This is a genomic window from Parvibaculum sp., assembly GCF_035325945.1.
GTDB lineage: Bacteria > Pseudomonadota > Alphaproteobacteria > Parvibaculales > Parvibaculaceae > Parvibaculum.
The window spans coordinates 10,451-33,614 of record NZ_DAOKYX010000029.1; the positions used below are offsets into that span (position 1 = coordinate 10,451).

General features: G+C 62.7%; 18 protein-coding genes. 13 read left to right on the forward strand and 5 right to left on the reverse strand.

Features of this window, described 5'->3' with window-relative positions; translation table 11 throughout:
• The 3 genes from PKA57_RS12390 to PKA57_RS12400 all read left to right on the forward strand — a co-directional run.
• The coding region (locus tag PKA57_RS12390; RefSeq protein ID WP_324300993.1) for a fumarylacetoacetate hydrolase family protein at positions 1–566 on the forward strand (566 nt) is incomplete at its 5' end.
• A gap of 90 nt (positions 567–656) precedes the next feature.
• Complete coding sequence (locus tag PKA57_RS12395) at positions 657–926, forward strand: hypothetical protein (protein WP_324300995.1); 270 nt, start codon at positions 657–659, stop codon at positions 924–926.
• Positions 927–1,077: 151 nt separating this feature from the next.
• Entirely contained in the window at positions 1,078–2,223 is a 1,146-nt protein-coding gene (locus PKA57_RS12400; RefSeq protein WP_324300997.1) for an FUSC family protein, read from the forward strand.
• Positions 2,224–2,300: 77 nt separating this feature from the next.
• Here PKA57_RS12400 and PKA57_RS12405 read toward each other — a convergent pair whose 3' ends face one another.
• Entirely contained in the window at positions 2,301–3,980 is a 1,680-nt protein-coding gene (locus PKA57_RS12405; RefSeq protein ID WP_324300998.1) for a methyl-accepting chemotaxis protein, read from the reverse strand.
• A gap of 275 nt (positions 3,981–4,255) precedes the next feature.
• Between PKA57_RS12405 and PKA57_RS12410 the strand changes: the two genes are divergently transcribed.
• Positions 4,256–4,708: a transposase gene (locus PKA57_RS12410; RefSeq protein ID WP_324301000.1), complete on the forward strand. Its 453-nt coding sequence runs from the start codon at positions 4,256–4,258 to the stop codon at positions 4,706–4,708.
• Positions 4,709–4,853: 145 nt separating this feature from the next.
• Here PKA57_RS12410 and PKA57_RS12415 read toward each other — a convergent pair whose 3' ends face one another.
• The gene (locus PKA57_RS12415; RefSeq protein ID WP_324301002.1) at positions 4,854–6,335 is read right to left on the reverse strand and encodes a hypothetical protein; all 1,482 of its coding nucleotides are present in this window, start codon (positions 6,333–6,335) and stop codon (positions 4,854–4,856) included.
• Positions 6,336–6,686: 351 nt separating this feature from the next.
• Between PKA57_RS12415 and PKA57_RS12420 the strand changes: the two genes are divergently transcribed.
• From PKA57_RS12420 to PKA57_RS12460, 9 genes are all read left to right on the forward strand, one after another.
• Entirely contained in the window at positions 6,687–8,870 is a 2,184-nt protein-coding gene (locus tag PKA57_RS12420) for a bi-domain-containing oxidoreductase (protein WP_324301004.1), read from the forward strand.
• A 30-nt stretch (positions 8,871–8,900) separates the two neighbouring features.
• Entirely contained in the window at positions 8,901–10,895 is a 1,995-nt protein-coding gene (locus PKA57_RS12425) for an alginate lyase family protein (protein WP_324301006.1), read from the forward strand.
• Between the two features lie 84 nt (positions 10,896–10,979).
• Positions 10,980–12,125 carry a UDP-N-acetylglucosamine 2-epimerase (non-hydrolyzing) gene (gene wecB, locus PKA57_RS12430; RefSeq protein ID WP_324301008.1) on the forward strand — a complete coding sequence of 382 codons (1,146 nt, stop codon included), beginning with the start codon at positions 10,980–10,982 and terminating at the stop codon, positions 12,123–12,125.
• Entirely contained in the window at positions 12,118–13,389 is a 1,272-nt protein-coding gene (gene wecC / locus PKA57_RS12435) for a UDP-N-acetyl-D-mannosamine dehydrogenase (RefSeq protein WP_324301010.1), read from the forward strand. The genes wecB and wecC overlap by 8 nt, the downstream gene beginning before the upstream one ends.
• Before the next feature lie 13 nt (positions 13,390–13,402).
• Positions 13,403–14,206, forward strand: coding sequence for a WecB/TagA/CpsF family glycosyltransferase (locus tag PKA57_RS12440; RefSeq protein ID WP_324301012.1), 804 nt, complete (start codon positions 13,403–13,405; stop codon positions 14,204–14,206).
• Positions 14,207–14,311: 105 nt separating this feature from the next.
• Entirely contained in the window at positions 14,312–15,382 is a 1,071-nt protein-coding gene (gmd, locus tag PKA57_RS12445; RefSeq protein ID WP_324301014.1) for a GDP-mannose 4,6-dehydratase, read from the forward strand.
• On the forward strand, positions 15,375–16,334 hold the full coding sequence (locus tag PKA57_RS12450; protein ID WP_324301016.1) for a GDP-L-fucose synthase: 960 nt from the start codon (positions 15,375–15,377) through the stop codon (positions 16,332–16,334). Before gmd (PKA57_RS12445) ends, PKA57_RS12450 begins: the two co-directional genes overlap by 8 nt.
• 118 nt (positions 16,335–16,452) lie before the next feature.
• On the forward strand, positions 16,453–17,547 hold the full coding sequence (gmd, locus tag PKA57_RS12455) for a GDP-mannose 4,6-dehydratase (protein ID WP_324301018.1): 1,095 nt from the start codon (positions 16,453–16,455) through the stop codon (positions 17,545–17,547).
• A 356-nt stretch (positions 17,548–17,903) separates the two neighbouring features.
• On the forward strand, positions 17,904–19,271 hold the full coding sequence (locus tag PKA57_RS12460) for an undecaprenyl-phosphate glucose phosphotransferase (RefSeq protein WP_324301020.1): 1,368 nt from the start codon (positions 17,904–17,906) through the stop codon (positions 19,269–19,271).
• Positions 19,272–19,286: 15 nt separating this feature from the next.
• Here PKA57_RS12460 and PKA57_RS12465 read toward each other — a convergent pair whose 3' ends face one another.
• From PKA57_RS12465 to PKA57_RS12475, 3 genes are all read right to left on the reverse strand, one after another.
• On the reverse strand, positions 19,287–20,621 hold the full coding sequence (locus PKA57_RS12465; RefSeq protein ID WP_324301022.1) for a UDP-glucose/GDP-mannose dehydrogenase family protein: 1,335 nt from the start codon (positions 20,619–20,621) through the stop codon (positions 19,287–19,289).
• 28 nt (positions 20,622–20,649) lie between these two features.
• Positions 20,650–21,540 (reverse strand): UTP--glucose-1-phosphate uridylyltransferase GalU, encoded by an 891-nt coding sequence (galU, locus tag PKA57_RS12470; protein WP_324301024.1) that lies wholly within the window; start codon positions 21,538–21,540, stop codon positions 20,650–20,652.
• Positions 21,541–21,693: 153 nt separating this feature from the next.
• Positions 21,694–23,064 (reverse strand): ATP-binding protein, encoded by a 1,371-nt coding sequence (locus PKA57_RS12475; protein ID WP_324301026.1) that lies wholly within the window; start codon positions 23,062–23,064, stop codon positions 21,694–21,696.
• Positions 23,065–23,164: the final 100 nt, after the last annotated feature.

Here is a 23,164-nt window from a genome sequence, read left to right on the forward strand (position 1 = left end):
TCGCCGACCGCGAGGCGCCTTTCTACTTCAACAAGTCGGCGCATGATTATGTGGCGTCGGGCGCAACGATCCCATATCCGCCGGGTACGGACAATTTCCATCACGAGATGGAGCTTGTCGTCGCCATCGGGAAGCCCGGCTTCCGCATCGCGCCGGAAGCGGCGCTCGATCATGTCTTCGGTTACGCCTGCGGGCTCGATATGACGCGGCGCGACCTGCAATCGGCGCTTCGTGAGAAACAGCGGCCCTGGGACCTCGCGAAGGATTTCGAGAATTCTGCAGTCGTCTCCGAAATCGCCCCTGCCGCCTCGATCGGCCATCCCGCGAAAGGCAGGATAGAACTCGCCGTCAATGGCGAGGTGCGGCAATCATCGGATCTGAGCTTTCTCGTCCATCCCGTTCCTGCATTGATCGCGCATCTTTCGCGTTTCTACCATCTCATGCCGGGCGACCTGATTTTCACCGGCACGCCGGAAGGCGTCGGCCCGGTGAGGCCCGGCGACCGCCTCGAAGGAACCATTGAAGGCGTCGGTAGCATCGCCCTTCTGATCGGCGCGCCGGAATAGCGAATCGCGATTTATCCCCGCCTCGCAATGCTGCGCCAGACTGGCACCGGATCAACGGGCGCCGCGGCGCCGCAATGCGAGGATGGAGATATGGCTACGATCTTGAATGGCGCGACGGCAAATGGCGCCTCGGCGCCGGTCGAATGGACGGGCGGCACCGGCACCTTCTGGGCGTGGGGCACGTTCGGCGGCGCGACCGTCACGCTGGAGGCGAGCCCCGATGGCGCGAACTGGTTTGCCGTCGGCCCGGCCGTGACCTTCGCGCAGAAGGGCGTCGGCGGCTTCGCGCTCGGTCCCTGCAAGCTGCGCGCGAGCATTTCCTCGGCCTCCGGCACGACGAGCCTGTCGGCGATCCTCTGAGTTGCGGCGGATGGCCGGCGGGGAGGCAGCCTCCAAAGCCCCTCACCGGAGAGCGGCCCGCGCTCTAGGATGGGCGCTGCGGGGCCGCCGCCGCCCGGCCTCGCGCTGGCGCTCGCTTCGTTATTCATCCCGGCGGCACGGCGGAGCGCGAATGTGGCAGGCAGGCTGGAGCGATCCCAGAAATCCGTTGCGCTGGGGCGCGGCCCTTCAGGCGGTTGCGGGCAGGCAGGCGCAATTGCGCTTCTCGGTCCGCATGATGACAGCGGGTTTCCTCTCGTTTCTCATCGCGGGCCTGTTTGGCCTGCCGCAGGGCTACTGGGTCCTGTTTTCAGCCGTGATCGTGATGCAGAACAATGTCGGAAGCTCGCTCAAGGCGGCGGCGGATCGGCTTGTCGGCACGATCGCGGGCGCCCTTGTCGGCTTCCTGGCGACGCTGGTGGTGACGCATGACCTTCTTTCCGAAGCTCTCATGCTGGCATGCGTGCTCGGGCCGCTCGGTTTTCTTGCCGCGAGCAATCCGCGATTCAAGGTCGCGCCGATAACGGCGATCATCGTCATTCTGAGCCGCACGGGGCAGGAGCCCGCCTTCTGGCTCGCTGTCGAGCGCGTGATGGAAATCATACTCGGCGGTGTCATTGGCGTGGCGGTGGCGCTGTTCGTGCTGCCCGCGCGGGCCCATTCCGACCTCGCCGAGCGCGCGAGCCGCCTCATCGCGCTGCTGGGCGAGGTGTGGAAGCTCGAATTTGAAAGCCTGACCGGCACGGGCGACCCGGCGACCGCGGGGGCGAGACTTCAATCGGTAAACGATCGCATCCGCGCGGCGGTCGCCGCCGCCGAAGCCTCGGGCGAGGATGCACAACGCGAGCGCGCCGCGCGGCTGACGGAATCGGACGATCCCGATCCCTTGCTTCGCACGCTCAGGCGCCTCAGGCATGATTTCATTCTCGTCGGCCGGGCTGGCGCCACGCCTCTCCCCGCGCCCGTGCTCGAACGGCTCGGCGCTTCGCTCGACCGCATCGCCCGGACGCTCGACGCGGAACTGGAGGCGCTTGCCGCATCGGCCAAGGAGCGCACCGCGCCGCCACGCTCCGATGACATGATCGCGGCGCTCGACGAATTCGCCTCGGCGCTTCAGCGTTTGCGAGGCGAGGGGCTGCTCGAGGAATTCGGGCCACAGGTGGCGGGAAGCCTCTACACTCTCGGCTTCGCCTTCGAGGAATTGCGGCGCGAAGTGCCGGACCTGCGCAACCGGCTTGCCGAATTCGCGTTACCCGCCCGTCCGAAAGGCGGCACGTAAAAAAAGGGGCGTCCCGGCTGCCGCGCTTCCGCTTGCAACCGGGACGCAGGGTTTCCGCGGGGTGGCGCGGAAACGTCTCAGGCGGCGCGAACGTCCTGAAGGAAGCGCGCGACTTCCGACTTCAGCGTCTCGGACTGACGCGCGAGATCGTCGGAGGCCGTGCGGACATTTTCGGCGGCCTGTCCCGTCTGCGTCGCGGCGGTCTGCACCGAGCCGATATTGTCCGTCACCGCATCCGTGCCGACGGCGGCTTCCTGCGCGCTGCGGCTGATTTCGCCGGTCGCCGCGCTTTGCTGCTCGAGCGCCGCCGCCATGCTCGCGGTCGCCGCATCGATCTCGCTGATCTGGGAGATGACCGCATGGGTCGCCTTGAAGGCGCGATCGGAGGATGCCTTCACGGCCGAAACAGTGTCGATGATTGACTGCGTCATCTGCTTCGTCTGTGTGGCAAGCTGCTTGACCTCGGCCGCGACCACGGCAAAACCCTTGCCGGCCTCGCCCGCGCGCGCCGCCTCGATGGTTGCATTGAGCGCGAGCAGGTTGGTCTGGTCAGCGACGGCATTGATCGCGTCGATGATCTCGCCGACCTGGTCGATGGCGCGCATCAGGTCGTCAAGCTCATGCTCGGCATCGGACGCGCCGGTCGCAGTCGTGTTGCACTTGGTGCTCGCATCGCTCACCTGCTGCGTCACTTCGCGGATGGCGCTGGAGAGTTCCTCGGCCGCGGCGGCGACGGTCTGGACGTTGCCATTGGCCTGTGTGGCGCTGGCGGCGACGGCCGCGCTCTGGTTCGACGTTTCCTCGACGGCTGACGCAAGCTGAACGGCGGTCGCCTGAAGCTCGGTTGCCGCGCTCGACACCGCATTGACGACGCCGCTGGCGCGCGTGTCGAAATCGGCGGTCAGCCTGACGAGCCTTTCGAGCTTTTCCGCCTCGAGGCGCGCCTTCTCCTGGGCCTCCGCTTCCATCTCGCGATTGCGGATGAGGTTCGACTTGAAAGTCTCCATCGTCGTGGCGATGTCGCCGATCTCGTCGCCGCGGCCGACGCCCGGAATGACGGTTTCGATACGTCCGTCGGCAAGCTGCTGGAGCGCGTTGACCGACTGGGCGATGGGGGCGGCAATGGTGAAGCGCGCGATCAGATAGCCGATGAGCGCGCCGCCGACGATGCCCATCGAGGCGACGATCAGCATCAGCCGCTGCGCTGCCTGCGCCGTGCCGGACGCTTCCGCCTCCGTCTTCGTCGCTATGTCGTCGGTATGAGTGCCGAAAGCGAGAAGGATCTCTTCGAGCGTATCGACCCGCTGGCGGTCTTCTCTCACCGCCCCGAGAATCTGATTTCGGTATTCGTCATTTTCGATGTTGCCGCTGAGCCTGTCCGCCAGCGCGAGCGTCGAGTCGATGCCGGCCGAATATTCGTCATAAGCCGACCTGATTCTGGCGAGCAGGTTCTTCTGCGTCTCGTCGGCCGTCGCTTCGAGCTGCCGGGTGCGCTCGGTGAACTCCATGCGCGCTTCGGAAATCTTGCTCCGCGCGTCTTCGACGTTCGCCGCCGAGGGGTTGGCCGCCACATGATAGACGGAGCGGCTCATGGCGATGACGTTTTGTCGCGCCCGCGCGCCGAGGAGCATTTCCGTTCCTCCGAGCCTCACATCCGTGATCCCATCCGACACGCGGTCGAGCCCGGTATAGCCGGTGACTGCAACAGTGGCGACCACGGCTGTCATCACGCCGATGAGCAGCAGCAGTTTCGTCACGATTCGAAAGTTCGACAAATCCAAAGCCATCACACTAATCCCGTCCCCGGCTGAAATGATCAGGCCACTGCTGATCCTGCGGCCCATCATAAAACCGACGTTTTCTAACAAAGCGTTTACGTCGAAATAAATACGATATGTTTTTTCTTAAATTATGAAAAATAAGCTTCATATATACAGTAAAACTGATGTTTTTGTCTGTATACGTAAGAAAAAAGGCTATGTACTTTAAAAACCCAAAAGACCAGTTGTCTGTTGCGTAGTGGAGAGGCCGCTTGGACGGGAGCGTGCCGTCGTGGTGCTGGGTTGAGAGCGCCGCGCGTGAGAAGCTTGAAGCCATTGTCTGGATGCGGGGAGCCGTCTGCCCGCATTGCGGCGAGGAGGAGCGACTCTATTCACTGAAAGGCACGAGCCATCGGCCGGGCCTCTACAAATGCGGCCGGTGCCGCCGCCAGTTCACGGCGACAGTAGGAACCGTCTTCCACGGCTCGCATGTGCCGCTCGATAAATGGTTCCTGGCCATCCACCTGCTTTATGTGAAGAAGCCACCGGCCTCGATCAGGGAGATCGAGAGGTGGCTCGGCATTTCCTACAAGACGGCCTGGGCTCTCGCTCAGCGGTTGAAGGAGGCAAATCTCGACCGCGCGGACGACTTCGACGACATGCTTCGCCGTCTGTGCCCGGGGAAGGGCCGCGCCGCGCGCGACGGCCGGGGCGCCGATACCTAGATCGGCGCGTCCGGAATTTTCACGGATGCGGGATTTGCAGGCGCCGGTTCTCTGGCGCCGAGGCGAAGAGCGGATCAGGCGTGGGGCCGCCGCCGCCTCGTCGCCGGACGCTGTCTGTCGTGCCCGGAGTTTCAGAAGTGGGCGATCATCCGCTGATGGGTGAATAGAGGGAATATCCGGAGAGATCGAGCTTCTGTTCGATCATGCTCCTCTTGCCGATGGCGGAGCGGCTCATTTCATCCACCTGAACGACTTCGACGTCGCATGCGTCGAGCATCTTCGCTCTTACGGCGCTGGCGAAACGACTTTTGAATTCGGACGTCAATGGGGCTTGGGCGGTTACGCGGATCGTCACCTTGCCGGGCTCGCTTTGCGCATATTGCATTTCTTCCACGTCATCGAGGCCGTCGAAGTGAGCGGCTCCCAGTGTGCACACGGAGATAAGGCGGTGGTCTCGCGTCACGACGAATTCCTGCAGACGGCCTTCGATCCGGTCCAGAACCGGGAAGCCCGGCAATGCGGGGTGAGCAGGGCGGGCGCTATAGGCGCCGGAGTCGCCCGTGCGATAGCGGATGAGAGGCATGACCGCATTGTCGAAGCCCGTTCCGACGATTTCCCCGATCCTTCCCGGCTCGCTGATAGGCTGCCCCTGCTCGTTCACCAGCTCCAGATGTCCATATAGCGGCCAGAAGAATTGCCGATCGTCGTCGGGCATGGAACCCGAAAGGAGCACGCGTTCCGAAAGCCCGTAGTGAGACAGGACGGGGCAATCGAATACGCGCCGAAACAGTCTCAACTGAAACTCGTAGACGGTCTCTGAACTCAGAAAAATCGCCTTTATGCGTCCGGTGATTTCCGGCTCCGGGTTCTGCTCGAGCCAGCGCGCTATGGGGTAGAGGGAAGAAGGAAAGCTCTTGATGAGGCTCGGCTTGTATCTGCGAAGCTCGTCCATGTAACGAGGCATGTATTCGGGCTTGAGGTGGTCCGAACTCATCAGAAGAAACCGCCGCGTCGGATCATAGGCGCTCCAGGCATTCTCCTTCGCAATTCCCGGAATATTCCGTCCACGGATATAAAGCGCTACCTCCCGGTGTGAGTGGGGTACGCGCTGCTCATAGGCCTCAAAATAGGCGGCTTCCCTGGGGCGGCCGACATGCTTCTCGATATAGAACTTCATCGGTGTGGCGAGCGAGCCGCCCGTGTGGACCTCTATTCTTCGGCCTGCAGGTGCCTCCGCGGAAATGAAGTCATCGATATTCCGGCGGATGTCCGCCTTGTCGATGAGCGGAAGCTCCTTCAGCACCTCAAAGGGATCGTCCGGAACATGCTTGAGAAGATGACGGAAACTTTGATAGGCGGGGACAGTTCCGAGGGCGATCGTCAGCGTATCGATCAATTTGGATTTCTTCAGGCTCTCGATGAGCCTGGGGTCTATGATTCGGGCTTCATCCAGGAATTCACTGAACCGTGCGCCATATCTGACCTGCTTTGGCACCAGGCGATAGAGGCTGCCCGCAAAGGATTTGATCCATTGCGGCGAGTTCACATAGGTTTTCAGAAGGGGATAAAGGAGGTCCTCGGCGCTACGCATCGTGAGAAGTGTGTCCACTATCTGAAATGTGAGCAAGCAGCCATAGGATTTTGAGTGATCTCTTTCTGGGGGATCTGAGGTCGCTGCTTATATCACGGATGGTTTTCAGTGCACATGATAAGCGCCAGGGTGAACTGACTTGCGGGCCGCCCGGCAGCAGGAAACAAATGCTGGATGAGGGGCGAATGTTTGGTGCATGCTCCTTGCATCGTAGGTTAGAAACGCCTATCGACGATCTTCGCCGGATGCGAGAAGAGAGGTATGCTGATGAGCGCACTCATTCATTTGGTGAGGAGGCGATAGCTGTTTGCGCGCCGGACTGAAAGGGGCGGCGGAAGAAAGGCTGGCTTGATGCCCATGCCTGGCGTATCTGGAGAGTGGCGGGGCATGAAGATCATCGCTCAGAAATATCGTGACGGGAGCCTGACGCTGCTCGATGTGCCGGTTCCGGCCACGAAGGCGGGCGGTGTGCTTGTGCGCAGTTCATATTCGGTGATCTCCGCCGGGACTGAGCTCATGAAGGTCGCGGAGAGCAAGCTGTCGCTGCTCGGCAAGGCGAAAGCGCGGCCGGATCAGGTGCGCAAGGTGTTGCAGACACTTTCGCAGCAGGGGCCGCTCGCCACCTATCAGAAGATCGCCAACAGGCTCGATTCCTATACGCCGCTGGGCTATTCGCTCGCGGGCGTCATCGAGGATGTAGGAGCGGATGTCGATGGATTCCGAGCCGGCCAGCGTGTCGCCTGTGGTGGCAATCAATTCGCGCTCCATGCCGAGTTCAACTGGGTTCCCGTCAATCTTTGCGTCGCCGTTCCCGACAATGTGTCCGACGAGCAGGCGGCATTCGCCACCGTCGGCGCCGTCGCCATGCAAGGTTTCCGGCAGGCGGAGATAAGCCTCGGCGAAACGGCGGTCGTGATCGGCCTCGGTCTGCTCGGGCAGATCCTCGTCCGCATCTTGCGCGCGGCGGGCATTCATGCCTTCGGGATCGATATCGATGCCGAGCGCTGCCGCCTGGCGATGGAAGGCGGCGCCGCCGCCTGCGCGACAAGGGGCGGGGCGGAGTTCGAGGGGTTTGTCGAGGCGCTTCGCCGCGCGACTTCCGGCGCGGGCGCGGACTGCATATTCATCACGGCGGGCGCCGACAGCAACGAGCCGGTGGAACTCGCGGGCGAGCTTTCGCGTGACCGGGGACGCATAGTGGATGTCGGCAAGTGCCGCGCCGATCTGCCGTGGGCGGAATATTCTCAGAAAGAGCTCGAATTCCGCTTCTCGCGCTCTTACGGCCCCGGCCGCTACGATCCGATCTATGAGGAGCAGGGCATCGATTACCCGATCGGCTATGTGCGCTGGACCGAAAAGCGGAACATGGCATCGTTTCTTGATCTGATCGCGCAAGGGCGGCTCGATCTCTCGCCTCTGATTTCGAGCGTTCATCCTTTCGATGAGGCCGTCGCGGTCTATGAGGACATGAATGCCGGGCGGTCGAGGGGCATCGGTGTTCTCTTTCGTTATCCGGACGCAGCGCCGAAGGCCCGCAGGCTGGAGCTGAAGAAGGCGTCAGCCCAAACGGGAAAGCCCCGGCTCCGCCTCGGCGTGATCGGCTGCGGCAATTATGCGAGCAGCATGCTCCTGCCGCATCTGAAGGGTCGCGCCGATGTCGAGCTTGCCGAGGTCGTGACGACGACGCCGCTATCGGGCGCCAACGCGGCCGCGAAATTCGGCTTTGCAAGCATGTCGACCGATCCGGCGCGCGTGTTCGACGACGCGGACATCGACGCCGTGATGGTGCTGACGCCGCACGGCTCCCATTCCAACCTCGTCGCAAGGGCGCTTCGCGCAGGGAAAGCGGTTTTCGTGGAAAAACCTCTGGCGATCACGGCCGAGGGGTTGCGGGAAGTCGTGCAAGCTGCGGAGGAAAGCGGCAATACGCGCCTCATGGTGGGGTTCAACCGTCGCTTCTCGCCCTTGCTGCGCAAGATGAGAGCGGCATTTGGCGGCTTCGACGACGCGCAGTTCCTGCACTATCGGGTCAATGCGGGCGCGCTCGATCCCGCGAGCTGGCATGCTGATCGCGCGCGGCAGGGCGGGCGTTTCGTCGGCGAGGGATGCCATTTCGTCGATACGGCATCATGGTGGTTCGGCGCGCGACCGGTCCTCGCCTCGGCGGTCAGCGTGGGCGCCGATGCGGATAATGTCGCTGCGACGATCACCTACGATAACGGCGCGTCTGCCGTCATCGCCTATATGACGGGCGGCGATCCGCGCTATCCCAAGGAACTGATCGAGGTCGCGGGTCATGGCATGACGGCGAAGCTCGACAACTTCCAGACCGGTGAAGTCTGGCGGCGCGGCAAGCGCAAGGTCTTCCGTGCTGTGGCCGCGGACAAGGGGCAGAAGGATCAGATGCTCGCTTTCGTGGCCGCCTTGCGCGATGGAACCGACATGCCCGTGCCGTTCACGTCACTCGTCGAAACGACGGCGGTCACACTCGCCGTCGAGCGTAGCATCGCTCTCGGCCGCCCCTTCGCCGTCGCGGATATATTGTGCGGCGGGCGGCACGAAGTGTCATGAAGCTGCTTTCGAAATCCGTTCAGAGGCGCCATGGATCTCCGCTGGTATCTTAAGCGGGCGCGCGCCATGTCCGCGCAGGAGATTGCCCTGCGCTTTCGCGATGCGGCACTCGAATACCGATGGCGGCGCCGGTTCTTCAGACGTGGAACGGCGCCCGAAGCGCGTATTCTTGCCGACCCGCCATCGTTTCGATCCGGCTTTGCTGACGGGCTGGCGCAAACGGTAGATCCCGCCATCCGCGCTCGTGTGATCGCAAGCGCCGACCGACTTCTCGCCGGCCGCTGGCCGCAATTTGCCATCGAGCGAAAGGATCTCGGTGCTTCGGTCGATTGGCATCTCGACGCCAGACACGGGACGCGCGCCCCCGCCGACGCCTATTCCTTCGCGCGGCGCGGCGCTGGCGCATTCGACATCAAATATGTGTGGGAGCTTTCGCGCCATCATCACACGACGGTCTGCGCGACGGCTTACTGGCTCACGGGCGAGGAAAAATATGCGGCGTTCGCCGCAGATCAGATCGCATCCTGGTGCCGAGCGAATCTCTTTCTTCACGGTGTGCACTGGCAAAGCGGTATCGAGATCGGCGTGCGGCTCATCTCGTTCGTGTGGACGCGGCGGCTCCTGTCGGGCTGGAGCGGCGCTGCGGCAGCCTTCGAGGCAAATCCGCTGTTTCTGCAGCGACTTTATGAACATCAATGGTTGCTGTCGCGCCGCTTCAGCTATGGTTCCTCGGCCAACAATCATCTTATCCTCGAAGCGGCAGGGCTTTTCATCGGAGCCTGCGCGATGCCATGGTACGAGGAGTCCAAAGGCTGGCGCGAGAAGGCCGCGCGCATACTCGAACGCGAGGTGCCGAGGCAGACATTCGCAAGCGGGCTGAACCGAGAACTTGCTTCTGAATATCATGGCTTCGTGCTCGAGGCGGCGCTTGCGGCGGCGCTCGAAGGCGATCTTGCCGGCAGGCCCCTGGCGGAGGATGCATGGTCCGCGATCCGTCGCATGTGCGAGGCATTGGCGGCGCTTGCCGATTGTGCGGGACAGCCGCCACGCCAGGGCGATGGCGACGACGCACACGCATTGCTGCTCGACGCGCCGGATTACGACCGCTGGGCCGATCTGCTTGCGACAGGAGTCGCGCTCAATGGCGAGGCATGGTGGTGGCCGCGCGGAGGGCCTGCGCCCCTGCGCTCGACGATCCAGCAATCACTGATCCGCGCCTCGGGCCGCGCGATGAACGGCGACCGGCAGAGGTCGCGGATGGCGCTCGCGCGCGATGCGGGGCTTGCCGTCCTGCGCGGCGCGACGCCGGCCGGGCAGGAAATATACAGTGCTTTCGATGCGGGACCGCTCGGCTATCTCTCGATCGCCGCGCATGGTCATGCCGATGCGCTTTCACTCGAACTGCGCGTTGGCGGCCAGCCGGTGCTTGTCGATCCGGGGACGTATAATTATCATGCCGCACCCGAGTGGCGCGGCTATTTCCGTTCGACAGCGGCGCATAACACGCTCGAACTCGCTGGCCACGACCAGTCGGTGTCCGGCGGGGCCTTCCTGTGGACGGATCACGCCGGGACAAGGCTCCTCGAAGTGTCGGGGCTCGACGAGCCATCGCGCAATGTAGTGGTGTTGGGAGAACATGAAGGTTACTTGCGGATACCGGCGCGCGCGCGGCATCGCCGCCGTATCACATTCGACAGGAGCGCGTCGTCGTTCGTCATCGAGGATGAAATCGAAACGCGCCATCCGGTTGCCTGCCGCATGATGTTCCATATGCATCCTGATATAGTCTGTGTGCTGAATGGAGCGCGCGCCGATCTGCGCTGGAACACGCAGGCCGGAGCCGGTCGCGCCGTCATCGATCTTCCGCCCGACCTGGACTGGGTGCTGGTGCAAGGACAGGAGAGCCCGCCTCTCGGCTGGTATTCGCCGTCCTATGATCGTCTGATGCCCACCAGCGTTCTCGTTGGTAGCGGCCGGTCCGGAGCGGATGCAAAACTCTCGGCATCCATCCATATTTCTGATTGAACGAGAGACGGAATAGCGCGATCCCTTTATCGGGACGGTCCGCCCATCCTTCGAGGGTGGCGGGGGTTGAAATCTGGGGGAGGAATGTTCAAGGCACGCAAGCCTGGGAAAGTTCGGTTGCTCATCGTGTTCGGTACCCGGCCCGAGGCCCTCAAATGCTTCCCCGTCGCACGGCAGGCGCTTGCCGACGACCGCATAGAGACGCAAATCTGCCTCACGGCGCAGCATCGCGACATGCTCGATCAGGTGATCGAGCTCACGGAACTGCCCGTTCACTACGATCTCGACATCATGATGCCCGGCCAGACGCTGTTCGATACGACATCGCGCGTCCTCACCGGCATGGCCGGAGTGCTCGATGAGGCGCGTCCCGACTTCGTGCTCGTTCAGGGCGACACCACGACGGCCATGACGGCGGCGCTCGCGGCTTTCTACAAGCGCATTCCTGTGGCGCATATCGAGGCCGGGCTGCGCAGCGGCGACATCTATTCGCCCTGGCCGGAGGAGCTCAATCGGAAGATCGTCGGCGATCTCGCGGCGCTTCATTTCGCGCCCACGCATCAGGCGCGCGAAAACCTGCTGCGCGAAGGCAAGCCCGCTGACAGGATCTTCGTCACCGGCAATACAGTCATCGACACGCTTTTGCATTTCAGCGGGCGGCTGGAAGGCGATGCGGCGCTCGACGCCGAGTTCTCGGCGCGGTTTCCGTTTCTCGATGCAGGCAAGAAGCTCATTCTGGTCACCGGCCACAGGCGCGAGAATTTCGACGGTGGCATGGAGAGGATTTGCGCGGCGCTTCAGGCGCTGGCGGCGCGCGGCGACGTGCAGATCGTCTATCCCGTGCATCCCAATCCCAATGTGCGCGGGCCAGTGACGGCGGCGCTCGGGCAGGCGAGCGACATTCACCTGATCGAGCCGCAGGATTATCTGCCCTTCGTCTATCTGCTGAAAAGATCGAGGCTCGTTCTCACAGATTCAGGCGGCGTGCAGGAAGAGGCGCCCTCGCTCGGCAAGCCGGTGCTGGTCATGCGCGAGAATACGGAGCGGCCGGAGGGCGTTGAGGCGGGCACGGCGCTCCTTGTCGGAACGGATGTGGAGAAAATCCTTTCCAACGCGACGCGCCTTCTCGACGATGCGTCCGCCTATGAACAAATGAGCAGGCGGTACAATCCTTACGGGGATGGCCGGGCCAGCGAGAGGATTGTCGAGGAGCTTGTGCGGCATGCGTGAGTGGAAGACGGTATCTGTCATCGGCATGGGCTATATCGGCCTTCCGACCTGCGCCATTCTGGCAAGCCGCGGCATATCGGTGATCGGCGTCGATGTGAATTCGCATGTCGTCGACAGCGTCAATCGCGGCGAGGTGCACATCGTCGAGCCCGATCTTGACGGCCTGATCCAGAAGGTCGTCTCGAACGGCAAGCTGAGGGCGTCGCTTTCGCCGGAGCCTGCGGATGCCTTCATCATCGCCGTGCCGACACCGATCACGGAGGATATGAAACCCGATATCGGGCATGTGCTTTCGGCGGGGCGCAGCATCGCGCCATGCCTCAAGAAGGGCGATCTCGTCGTTCTGGAATCGACCTCGCCCGTCGGCACGACGCGAAAGCTGTCCGCGCTTCTCGCGGAATTGCGCCCCGACCTCAGCTTTCCCCATGTCGCGGGCGAGGAGGCGGACGTACTGGTCGCCTATAGTCCCGAGCGTGTGCTGCCGGGCAAGGTGCTTACGGAACTCGTCAACAACGATCGCAGCGTCGGCGGCATTTCGCAGCGTTCCTCTGAGCGCGCGGCCTCGCTCTATGCGAGCTTCGTTGCCGGCAATCTCGTCATCACCTCGGCGGAAGCCGCCGAACTCGTGAAGCTGACGGAGAATGCGTTTCGCGATGTGAATATCGCCTTCGCGAACGAGCTTGCGGCCGTCTGCTCGCGTCTCGATCTCAATGTCTGGGAAGTGATCGAGCTTGCGAACCGGCATCCGCGCGTCTCGATCCTTCAACCCGGACCGGGCGTCGGCGGGCACTGCATCGCCGTCGATCCCTATTTCATCGTCGACGCGGCACCGGAAGAAACGCTTCTCATGCAGTCCGCGCGGCGGATCAACAATGACAGGCCGCGCAGCGTCGCCGCCGAAGTCATGAAAGCGGCAAAGGCCAAGGATGTAGCCATCGCCTGTCTCGGGCTCGCCTTCAAGCCGAATATCGACGATCTGCGCGAGAGCCCGGCCATCGAGGTCGTCAGGCTTCTAGCCGAGGCGAAAGTCGGGCGCATCCTCGCCGCGGAGCCCAATGCCGACGAATTGCCCGAGGAGCTTTCGCGCCTCGGGGTGGAGTTCTGCGACGCGCTGACGGCGATCGACAGGGCCGATATCGTGGTGCTGCTTGTCGATCACCGGCAGTTCGAACTGATCGATCCTGCTGCCTTGAGGGGCAAGGCACTGATCGACACGCGCGGCCTGTGGACATGGCGCAAGGCCCGCCGGGGCGCCGCCGCATGACAGGAGGCGAAGCATGAGCGGCAGCAAGGCCGCCGGGTACTGGGCCGCGCATCCCATGATCGCCCAGCGGCGCGTCGAATTTCTCGATGCGCCCATGCATCTTCTCAGCATGGAGGATACGCTCGCGCTGGCGCTCGAGGCGATGTCGGGCAAGGTGCCGCTCCATCACACTGTGGTCAATGTCGCCAAGCTGGTCACCATGCAGAGCGACGACGAGCTGCGGCAGGACGTCTCCGAGGCGGATCTCATCAACATAGACGGGGCGGGGGTGGTCTGGGGGGCGCGGCTTCTCGGCATACCTGTGCCGGAGCGCGTTGCGGGCGTCGACATCATGGAACGCCTTTTCATGCTCTGCGCCCAGCGCGGGTTCCGTCCCTATCTGCTCGGGGCAGAGGCGCATGTGCTCGATGCCGTCCAGCAGCGCCTCGCGCGGGAGCTGCCGTCCTTGCGTATCGCGGGCGCGCATGACGGCTATTTCAGGCCGGAGGAGGAAGCCTCGATTGTCGAGGCCATCAATGCCTCGGAAGCGGATTGTCTTTTCGTGGCCATGCCGACGCCGAGGAAGGAGCGGTTTCTGCGCCGTCACAGGGATGTGCTCCGCGCTTCCTTCATCATGGGCGTTGGCGGCAGCTTCGATGTCTATGGGGGCAAGGTGAGCCGTGCCCCGGGATTCGTGCAGAAAATGGGCCTTGAATGGCTTTTCCGGCTGCTCCAGGAACCCCGGCGCCTGTGGCGGCGCTATTACGAGACGAACAGGCGCTATGCCGGCCTCCTCTGGGCAGCCTATCGGAAGAAACGGGCAGGGGCGGCACCTTGAGGGGAAGGGCCGAGGCAGGGCTTCCCGCTGGCGGCAATTCTTTGTATGGGTGTGGGGCGGCCGAAAGGGGCCGCAACATTGCATGGAGCGGGAGGTATCGTCCGGATGAGCGAGAAAGTTGCCCTTATTACTGGCATCACGGGTCAGGATGGAGCTTACCTCGCCAAGCTTCTCCTCGATAAGGGCTATGTGGTCCACGGGATCAAGCGCCGCTCGTCCTCCTTCAACACGGCGCGCATCGACGATCTCTATCAGGACCCTCATGTCGAGAGCGCGCGGCTCTTCCTGCATTACGGCGATCTGACGGATTCGACGAACCTCATCCGGATCATTCAGGAAACGCAGCCGGCCGAAATCTACAATCTTGCCGCGCAATCGCATGTTCAGGTGAGTTTCGAGACGCCGGAATACACGGCCAATTCCGATGCGGTCGGCACGCTGCGCCTGCTGGAGGCGATCCGCCTTCTGGGCCTTGCGAAGACGACGCGCTTCTATCAGGCGTCGACATCGGAGCTTTACGGCAAGGTGCAGGAAACGCCCCAGAGCGAGCGGACGCCCTTTTATCCGCGCAGTCCCTATGCGGCGGCGAAGCTCTATGCCTACTGGATCACGGTGAACTACCGCGAAGCCTATGAGATGCACGCCTCGAACGGCATTCTCTTCAATCATGAAGGGCCGACGCGCGGCGAAACCTTCGTCACGCGCAAGATCACCCGCGCGGTCGCCGCGATCGAACTCGGGCTTCAGGACACGCTCTATCTCGGCAATCTCGATGCCAGCCGCGACTGGGGCCATGCGCGCGATTACGTCGAAGGCATGTGGCTCATCCTGCAGCAGGAAAAGCCCGACGACTATGTGCTCGCGACCGGCGAGACGCATTCGGTGCGGGAATTCGTCGAACTCGCTTTCGCGGAAGTTGGCCGGACGATTCGCTGGCAGGGCAAGGATGAGAACGAGATCGGTCTCGATGCCAAGACCGGCAAGGTTCTGGTCAAGGTCGATCCGCGCTATTTCCGCCCCACCGAGGTCGACCTTTTGCTCGGCGATCCGCGCAAGGCGCATCAGGTGCTCGGCTGGCGGCACAAGACGACCTTCCCGGAGCTTGTCTCCGAGATGGTGGCGTCCGATCTCAAGGTGGTCGCCCAGGAGGAGAGCCGCAAGGCGCGTTATGACTGAAGAGGCTGTCTACTCGCTCGAAGGCAAGAAGGTCTATATCGCCGGTCATCGCGGAATGGTTGGCTCCGCCCTCATGCGCCGGCTTGCGAGCGAGGGCTGCGAGATCGTCACCGTGGGGCGCGAGGCGGTCGATCTTCGCCGGCAGGAGCAGGTGGAAGCCTGGATGATGGCCGAGCGCCCTCAGGCCGTGTTCGTGCCGGCGGCGACGGTCGGCGGCATTCTGGCCAATGACACGCGCCCGGCGGAATTCCTCTACGACAATCTGATGATCGAGGCGAACATCATCCATGCCGCATGGAACGCGGGTGTCGAGAAGCTCCTGTTCCTCGGATCGTCCTGCATCTATCCGAAGTTCGCGCCTCAGCCGCTTCAGGAGAGCGCGCTTCTGACCGGCCCGCTCGAGCCCACCAATGAATGGTACGCCATCGCCAAGATCGCGGGCGTCAAGCTGTGTCAGGCCTATCGCCGGCAATATGGCTGCGATTTCATCTCCGCCATGCCCACCAATCTTTATGGCGTCGGCGACAATTTCGATCTTCAGTCGTCGCATGTCATGCCGGCACTGATGGCCAAGATGCACAGGGCAAAGCTCGACCGCGCCGCTTCCGTCGCCATCTGGGGCACGGGAACGCCCCGGCGCGAATTTCTCCATGTCGACGATTGCGCCGATGCGCTCGTCTTCCTCATGAAGACCTATTCGAGTGAGGAGCACATCAATGTGGGCGTGGGCGAGGACATTTCGATCCGTGAGCTGGCCGAACTCCTCCGCCGCATCGTCGGATTCGAGGGCGAGATTGTGACCGATCCGTCCAAGCCCGATGGCACGCCGCGCAAGCTGATGGACGTTTCCAGGCTTACGCGCCTCGGCTGGCAGGCCCGTACGGGGCTTGAGGAGGGCATCGCCGAGGTTTATCGCTGGTACTGCGAAAGGCAACTTGCCGCCGACGCCTGATCGCCCCTGAAAAACAACGCCGCCATCTGTTTACAAGGATGTCAATTATGATCAAAATGGCGGGCTTATGAGGCGCCCGGGCAAGGCGCATGTGTCAGTTTCGGGAGGGCGGACGCCCTTGTCGCCTGTTCTTCCACTCAGGGAATTTTCGCGGCCTCCGGTCGCACTGATCACCGGCATCACCGGGCAGGATGGCGGCTATCTGGCCGAATGGCTGCTCGCGCGCGGCTATATCGTGCATGGAATGGCGCGGGATCTGTCGCGGCTCTCGCGCGAACGGTTCTCGGGATTTCCCGATGTGAACCGCCGGCTCGTGCTCCATGGCTGCGATCTCACCGTGGGCGATCAGGTCGATCGCCTGCTGAAAGAGACCATGCCGGACGAGATCTACAATCTCGCCGCCCAGACTCATATCCAGACGAGCTTCGATGATCCCGCCTACACGACCGATGTGAATGCGACAGGCGTGATGCGCCTTCTCAACGCCGTGATCAGGATCGATCCCGACCGGCGCATGCGCTTCTATCAGGCGTCGAGTTCGGAAATGTTCGGCGATGCACGCGGCAGCGTTCAGAATGAGGAAACGCTGCTCCATCCGCTCAACCCCTATGCCGTTTCCAAGCATGCGGCGTTCGAGGCGACGGTGAATTTCCGCGAAGCCTATGGGCTTCACGCCTCGAACGGCATCCTCTTCAATCATGAGAGCCCCTATCGCCCCCCGGGTTTCGTCACGCGGAAGATCGCGCGGGCGGTTGCCGCATGGCATGTGGGCAAGGGCGAATGCCTTTCGCTCGGCAATCTCGATACGCGGCGCGACTGGGGGCATGCGGCCGATTATGTGCGCGGCATGTGGCTGATGCTTCAGCAGCCGCAGCCCGGCGACTATGTGCTTGCGACCGGCGAAAACCATTCCGTCCGCGAATTTGTCGAGTATGCCTTCCGCGAGATCGGCCGTGAGGTCATCTGGCGCGGCAGCGGGCTCGATGAAGAAGGCATCGACGCCAAAACCGGCGACAGGCTTGTCGCGATCGACCCCAAATTCTTCCGGCCGAAAGATGTGCGGGTCACGCTCGGCGATGCGTCCAAGGCCAGGCGCCTGCTTGGCTGGACGGCACAGGTGAGTTTCACTGAACTCGTTCGCGAGATGGTCGAGGCGGATATCGTTCGCTTCGAGACGGAATTGGCGAATCAGGGGATCGCTTCCGGCGAATGATCGGCCGTCGATTTGCGATTACTTGAATTCGATCATACAAGTTTTAATCAAATCGGAGCGAATTTTTGCCGGATTTCTGCGGTATACGGCCTATTATGCTTGATGGTGATTGTAGGCATTCAATCGATCATTGAAAAATCCGTTTTGAACGGGGACTGTATCGTCAGCGGTTGAGGCAATGCAGAGTACTGTCAAAGGTTGTGCGTATGTCTGTGGGGGAGTTCACGCGCCGAAAGCAGCGTTTCGATAGCGTCGCGCGTATCGACGCGCTTTCGCTGGAGGAAGGGGGGGTGCGCCCGCCCCCGGTTGAACTGGAAGCTCCTCGGTTGCGCGGCGGCCGCCGTTCGGAGCGGGTGGTGGGCGATACCGTCGCTGCCGTGGATCTCGTTCTGATCGCGCTCGCAGCTCTCTTCGCCAAATGGCTTTATATCGACGGGCGGCTGGGGGGCCACTCCGCAAACGAGCCCTATCTTGCCGCGGGCGTTCTCGCCGCCGTCGTCGCGGTGGCCACTTTCAGGAGCCGGGGCCTCTATCGCCTCTCGACACTCAGGCGGCTCCGCGGGCAGACGCTGCGAATATTGGGCGGCCTCGGCGTTGCAGCCGTCATACTGCTGACGGCAGGCTATCTCCTCAAGATTTCCGCCGACTTCTCCCGCGGCTGGATGATCATCTGGTTCATGCTCAATGTGACGCTGGTGGCGCTGCACCACGGTGTCGCCGCGCATTTCATCGGGAGCAGGGCGCCGGACAGGTTCTTCCAGAAAAGCATCGCGATCTATGGGAGCGGCGACATCGCTTCCGGGCTCATCGAACATCTGCGCATGATGAATGAGCATCATCATGTGGTGGGTGTCTTCGACGATGCCGCTCAGGGGCCGGCCGCGCGCCTTGCCGTTTCGGGCGGCGTCGGCGAACTCATCGAACACGGGAAATCGGCTCATATCGACGAGGTGATCATCGCGCTGCCGCTCGGCGAGGAGCGGCGCATATCCGACCTTTTCATGCAGCTCTCTGTGCTGCCTGTCGATATCAGGCTTTGTCCCGCGCTCGCCACGCTCCGCATGCGCTCGCTCGGGATCGTCAATTATGATGGCGTCTCGATGATCGAGCTCGCCCGCCGGCCGCTCGACGGCTGGGCGCCGATCATCAAGCTCGTCGAGGACCGGCTCCTGTCCGGGCTCGGACTTGTTGCCGTCGCGCCGCTGATGCTGCTTATTGCCATTGCGATCAAGCTTGACAGCAAGGGCCCCGTTTTCTTTCGCCAGCGGCGGCATGGTTTCAACCACACCATCATCCGTGTGATGAAGTTTCGCACCATGCATGTGGCGGAGGACGGGCCGGAGATCAGGCAGGCGGTGAAGGGCGATCCGCGTGTCACGCGCGTCGGGCGCTTCCTCAGGCGTACGAGCCTCGATGAACTGCCCCAGCTTTTCAACGTGCTGATGGGCGAAATGTCGCTTGTGGGGCCAAGGCCGCACGCGCTCGCGCATAATGAATATTACGAAGTCCTGCTCGAGCAGTATGCGAACCGCCACAAGATGAAGCCGGGCATTACCGGCTGGGCCCAGGTCAATGGCCATCGTGGCGAAACCGACACGCCGGAGAAGATGCGCAAGCGCGTCGAATGCGATCTCTACTATATCGAGAACTGGTCGCTCTGGCTCGACATCAAGATTCTTCTGATGACGCCGTTTTTCGGCTTCACCGGCCGCAACGCCTATTGAGCGGGACTTGCCCGATCATTTTGCCATTTGCGCCGCGGGCTGAACGACGTCCCGGCCGACGGAATGATAGATGAAGCCGGCCTGCGCCATTTCCGCGAGCGAATAGATGTTCCGCAGATCGATGACGAGCGGCGCCTTCAGAAGGCTCTTGATGCGCTCGAAATCGAGCACGCGGAATTCGTTCCATTCGGTGAGGATCAGCAACGCATCGGCGCCGGGCATGACGCTATAGGCGTCCTTCTTCCAGTCGATATCGCTCAGATATTTGCGCGCTTCCTCCATCCCTTCCGGATCGTAGGCGCGGATTCTCGCCCCTGCTTTTTGGAGAAGGGGGATGATGTCGAGGCTCGGCGCGTCGCGCATATCGTCCGTGTTGGGCTTGAAGGTCACGCCCAGAACGGCCAGCGTCTTGCTTTCGAGGTTTCCGCCACAGGCATCGATAATCTTTTCTGCCATGCGGAGCTTGCGCTCGGTGTTGGCGGCCATGACCGCCTCGACAATCTGCGTTGGCCGGCCGACCTTCCGCGCCGTGCTGGTGAGGGCAAGCGTGTCCTTCGGGAAGCAGGAGCCGCCGAAACCCGCGCCGGCCTGAAGAAATTTCGGGCCGATGCGGCTGTCGAGGCCGATGCCGCGCGACACGTCCTGCACATCGGCGCCGACGCGCTCGCAGATATCCGCGATCTCGTTGATGAAGGTCACCTTCGTGGCGAGGAAGGCGTTGGCGGCATATTTGGTGAGTTCGGCGGTGGCCCGGCTCGTATGAACCATCGGCGTTTCATGCATGGTGAGCGGGCGATAGAGTGCCTGCAGCACGCGGCGCGGGCGTTCGGCATTGGCGCCGATGACCACGCGGTCGGGCTTCATGAAATCCTCGATGGCCGAACCCTCGCGCAGGAATTCAGGATTCGAGGCGACGTCGAATTGGGCGGCCGGGTTCTCGTCGCGGATGATCGCTTCGACCTCGTCGCCCGTGCCGACCGGGACGGTCGACTTGTCCACGATGACCGTGTAGCCGCTGAGGTGCCTGGCGATCTCGCGGGCGGCGGCATGGACGGCGGAAAGATCGGCGCTGCCGTCAGATTCCTTTGTCGGCGTGCCGACGGCGATGAAGACCGCGTCGCGTCCCGGCACCGCCTCGGCGAAGGATGTGGTGAAGCTCAGCCGCTCCGCTTCGACATTTCGCTGCACCATGTCCTCGAGGCCCGGCTCATAGATGGGAACCTCGCCCCGGCGCAGCCTTTCGACCTTTCCCTCGTCCTTGTCGACGCAGACGACCTCATGTCCGAGATCGGCGAAGCACGCGCCAGTGACGAGGCCTACATAGCCCGTGCCGATCATTGCGACTTTCATCAGAAATCTCCGGGCGGCACTGTGGGGGTCAGTTCTGGGCGAGCTTGTCGAGGAGGGGACGGAACTTCGGCGCTATGTCGGGGCGGTCGAGCGCGAAGGCGACATTGGCGGCGAGATAGCCGATCTTGTCGCCGCAGTCATAGGTTGTGCCCGCGAAGCGGTAGGCGAAGAAATCCTGCTCGGCGAGAAGCGCGATCATGCTGTCCGTGAGCTGGATCTCGCCGCCCGCGCCGGGCTTTTGCGTGGAGAGCTTCGCGAAGATTTCCGGCTGAAGAATGTAGCGCCCCGAAATGATGAGGTTGGAAGGCGCTTCCTCGATCTTCGGCTTTTCGACCATGCCGGTGATCTCATGCGTCGCAGGGTCGAAATTCTGGCCGAGCGCGACGATGCCGTAGCGGTTCACATGCTCATGCGGCACTTCCTCGACCGCGACGATGTTGCCGCCATGCTTTTCATAGACTTCCATCATCTGCGCGAAGCAGCCCGGCTTGCCGTGAATGAGCATGTCGGGCAGGGCAAGGGCGAAGGGTTCGTCGCCCACGATGTCGCGCGCGCACCAGACCGCATGGCCGAGGCCCAGCGGCTCCTGCTGGCGCACGAAGCTCGCCGTGCCCGCGAGGGGGCGGCTTGCCTTCAGCATTTCGAATTCGGCCGTCTTGCCGCGCGCCTTGAGGGTCGCCTCGAGTTCATAGGCCAGATCGAAATGATCCTCGATCGCGCCCTTGCCGCGCCCGGTCACGAAGACGAAATGCTCGATGCCCGCCTCGATCGCCTCTTCGACGGCGTACTGAATGACGGGCTTGTCGACGACCGTCAGCATTTCCTTGGGGATGACCTTGGTGGCAGGCAGGAAGCGTGTGCCGAGGCCCGCGACCGGAAATACGACCTTGCGAACCTTCTTGTGCGCCTGCGGAGCCATGCTGATTCCCTTCGCGTCCCGACCTCAAAGCCCGAAATGCCGCCGGATTGGCCGCCCGGGTTCGCCGTTTCTATTGCATGAATGGACGCAGGCCCGCAAGGAGCGGGCGCGCGCGGGCCTTCGGGCCGTGGCAAATGGACCGGGCGGGAGGGATCAGGCCGTGCGGGAAAGCGGCATGCTGGCACGGACGAACGGCACCTCGAACCAGAAAAGGGCGCCCTGGCCGGACTTGCCCCGCGCTCCGATCCGGCCGCCCATGAGGCCGACCAGCTTGGCCGAGATGGCAAGGCCGAGGCCCGTTCCCCCATAGGTCTTGGCGATGTCGCCATTGGCCTGCACGAAGGGCATGAAAAGCTGGGAGGCCACCTCGTCGCTGAAGCCGATGCCCGTGTCCTCGACCTCGAAGCGCACGCGCACATTACCGTCGTCGGAAGAAACGACGTTCCCCCTGAGCCACACCTTGCCGCCCTCGGGCGTGAATTTCAGGGCGTTCGACACCATGTTCGAAAGGACCTGCCTGAGCCGGCCTTCATCCGCGAAGAGCGTTCCCTCCGGTAGTCCGGATGCCTCGATATGGAATTCGATCTTCCTTTCCCGCGCCCGTCCGACCCAGAACAGCAATGACTCGAAAATCGCCGCCAGCTCCACCGGCCTGTGCTCGATCTCGATCCTGTCGGCCTCGATCTTGGAGAAGTCGAGCACGTCGTTGAGGACGGTGAGAAGGCTCAGCGAGGCATCGTTGATGTACTGGCCATATTCGCGGATCTTGGGATCGTCGCTCATGCGCATGACGAGATCCGAGAAGCCCATGATCGCATTCATGGGTGTGCGGATCTCATGGCTCATCGTGGCGAGGAAGGCCGATTTGGAGCGATTGGCTTCCTCCGCGCGTTCCTTCTCGATCAGCGCGGCTTCATACGCCTGATCGAGCCTTGCCGTCAGTTCCTGCTCCGCCTGCAACTGGGCGAAGGTCTCGAAATATTTGTGCCGGTTGAAGTGCATGATGACCGCTGTCGTCCCGAGCAGCATGATCGAGAGGAGGAGCGAGGTCGTGTTGAGAAGGCCGGCGGAATCGGCGGCGAACAGGATCAGGCCGAAGGGCAGCGCCAGCGCGAGGATGTTCGGCACCGTGCGCATGGTGGGGACCCATGAGCAATGCGTCATCAGGCTCGCGCCGAGCACGATGGCGGTCACGACGAACTGATCCGGCTCGCCGAGAACCCAGTTGAAGCCCGCAATTGTATAGGTCGCGACCGCGGCGACATGGAAGATGCCCGCGTCGCGCCAGCACTTCTCCGTATCGACATCCACGATGCGCCGCCTGATGGAGCGCCGCCAGAAAAGCGTGCCCGTGTCGATGGCGATGGCGGCGAAGAGCCAGCCGATGCCGCTCGTCAGGCCGCTGGCGCTGGCGGTGGTAACGGCGAGGGCGAGGGGAAAGCAGCACCTGAACAGATAGAGGCGGTCCTCCATCGAAATCCAGTAAAGGAGCACCTTTCGGCGAATATGTTCTTCCGACGTCATCTGAGATCCCACGCGTCCCGGCCCCCGGCTCCGGACCGCCGCCAGTCTCTCATCGGGGCTTTAAGGAGGCATTGCGGAGATCGCTAAAAATGAAACTAGG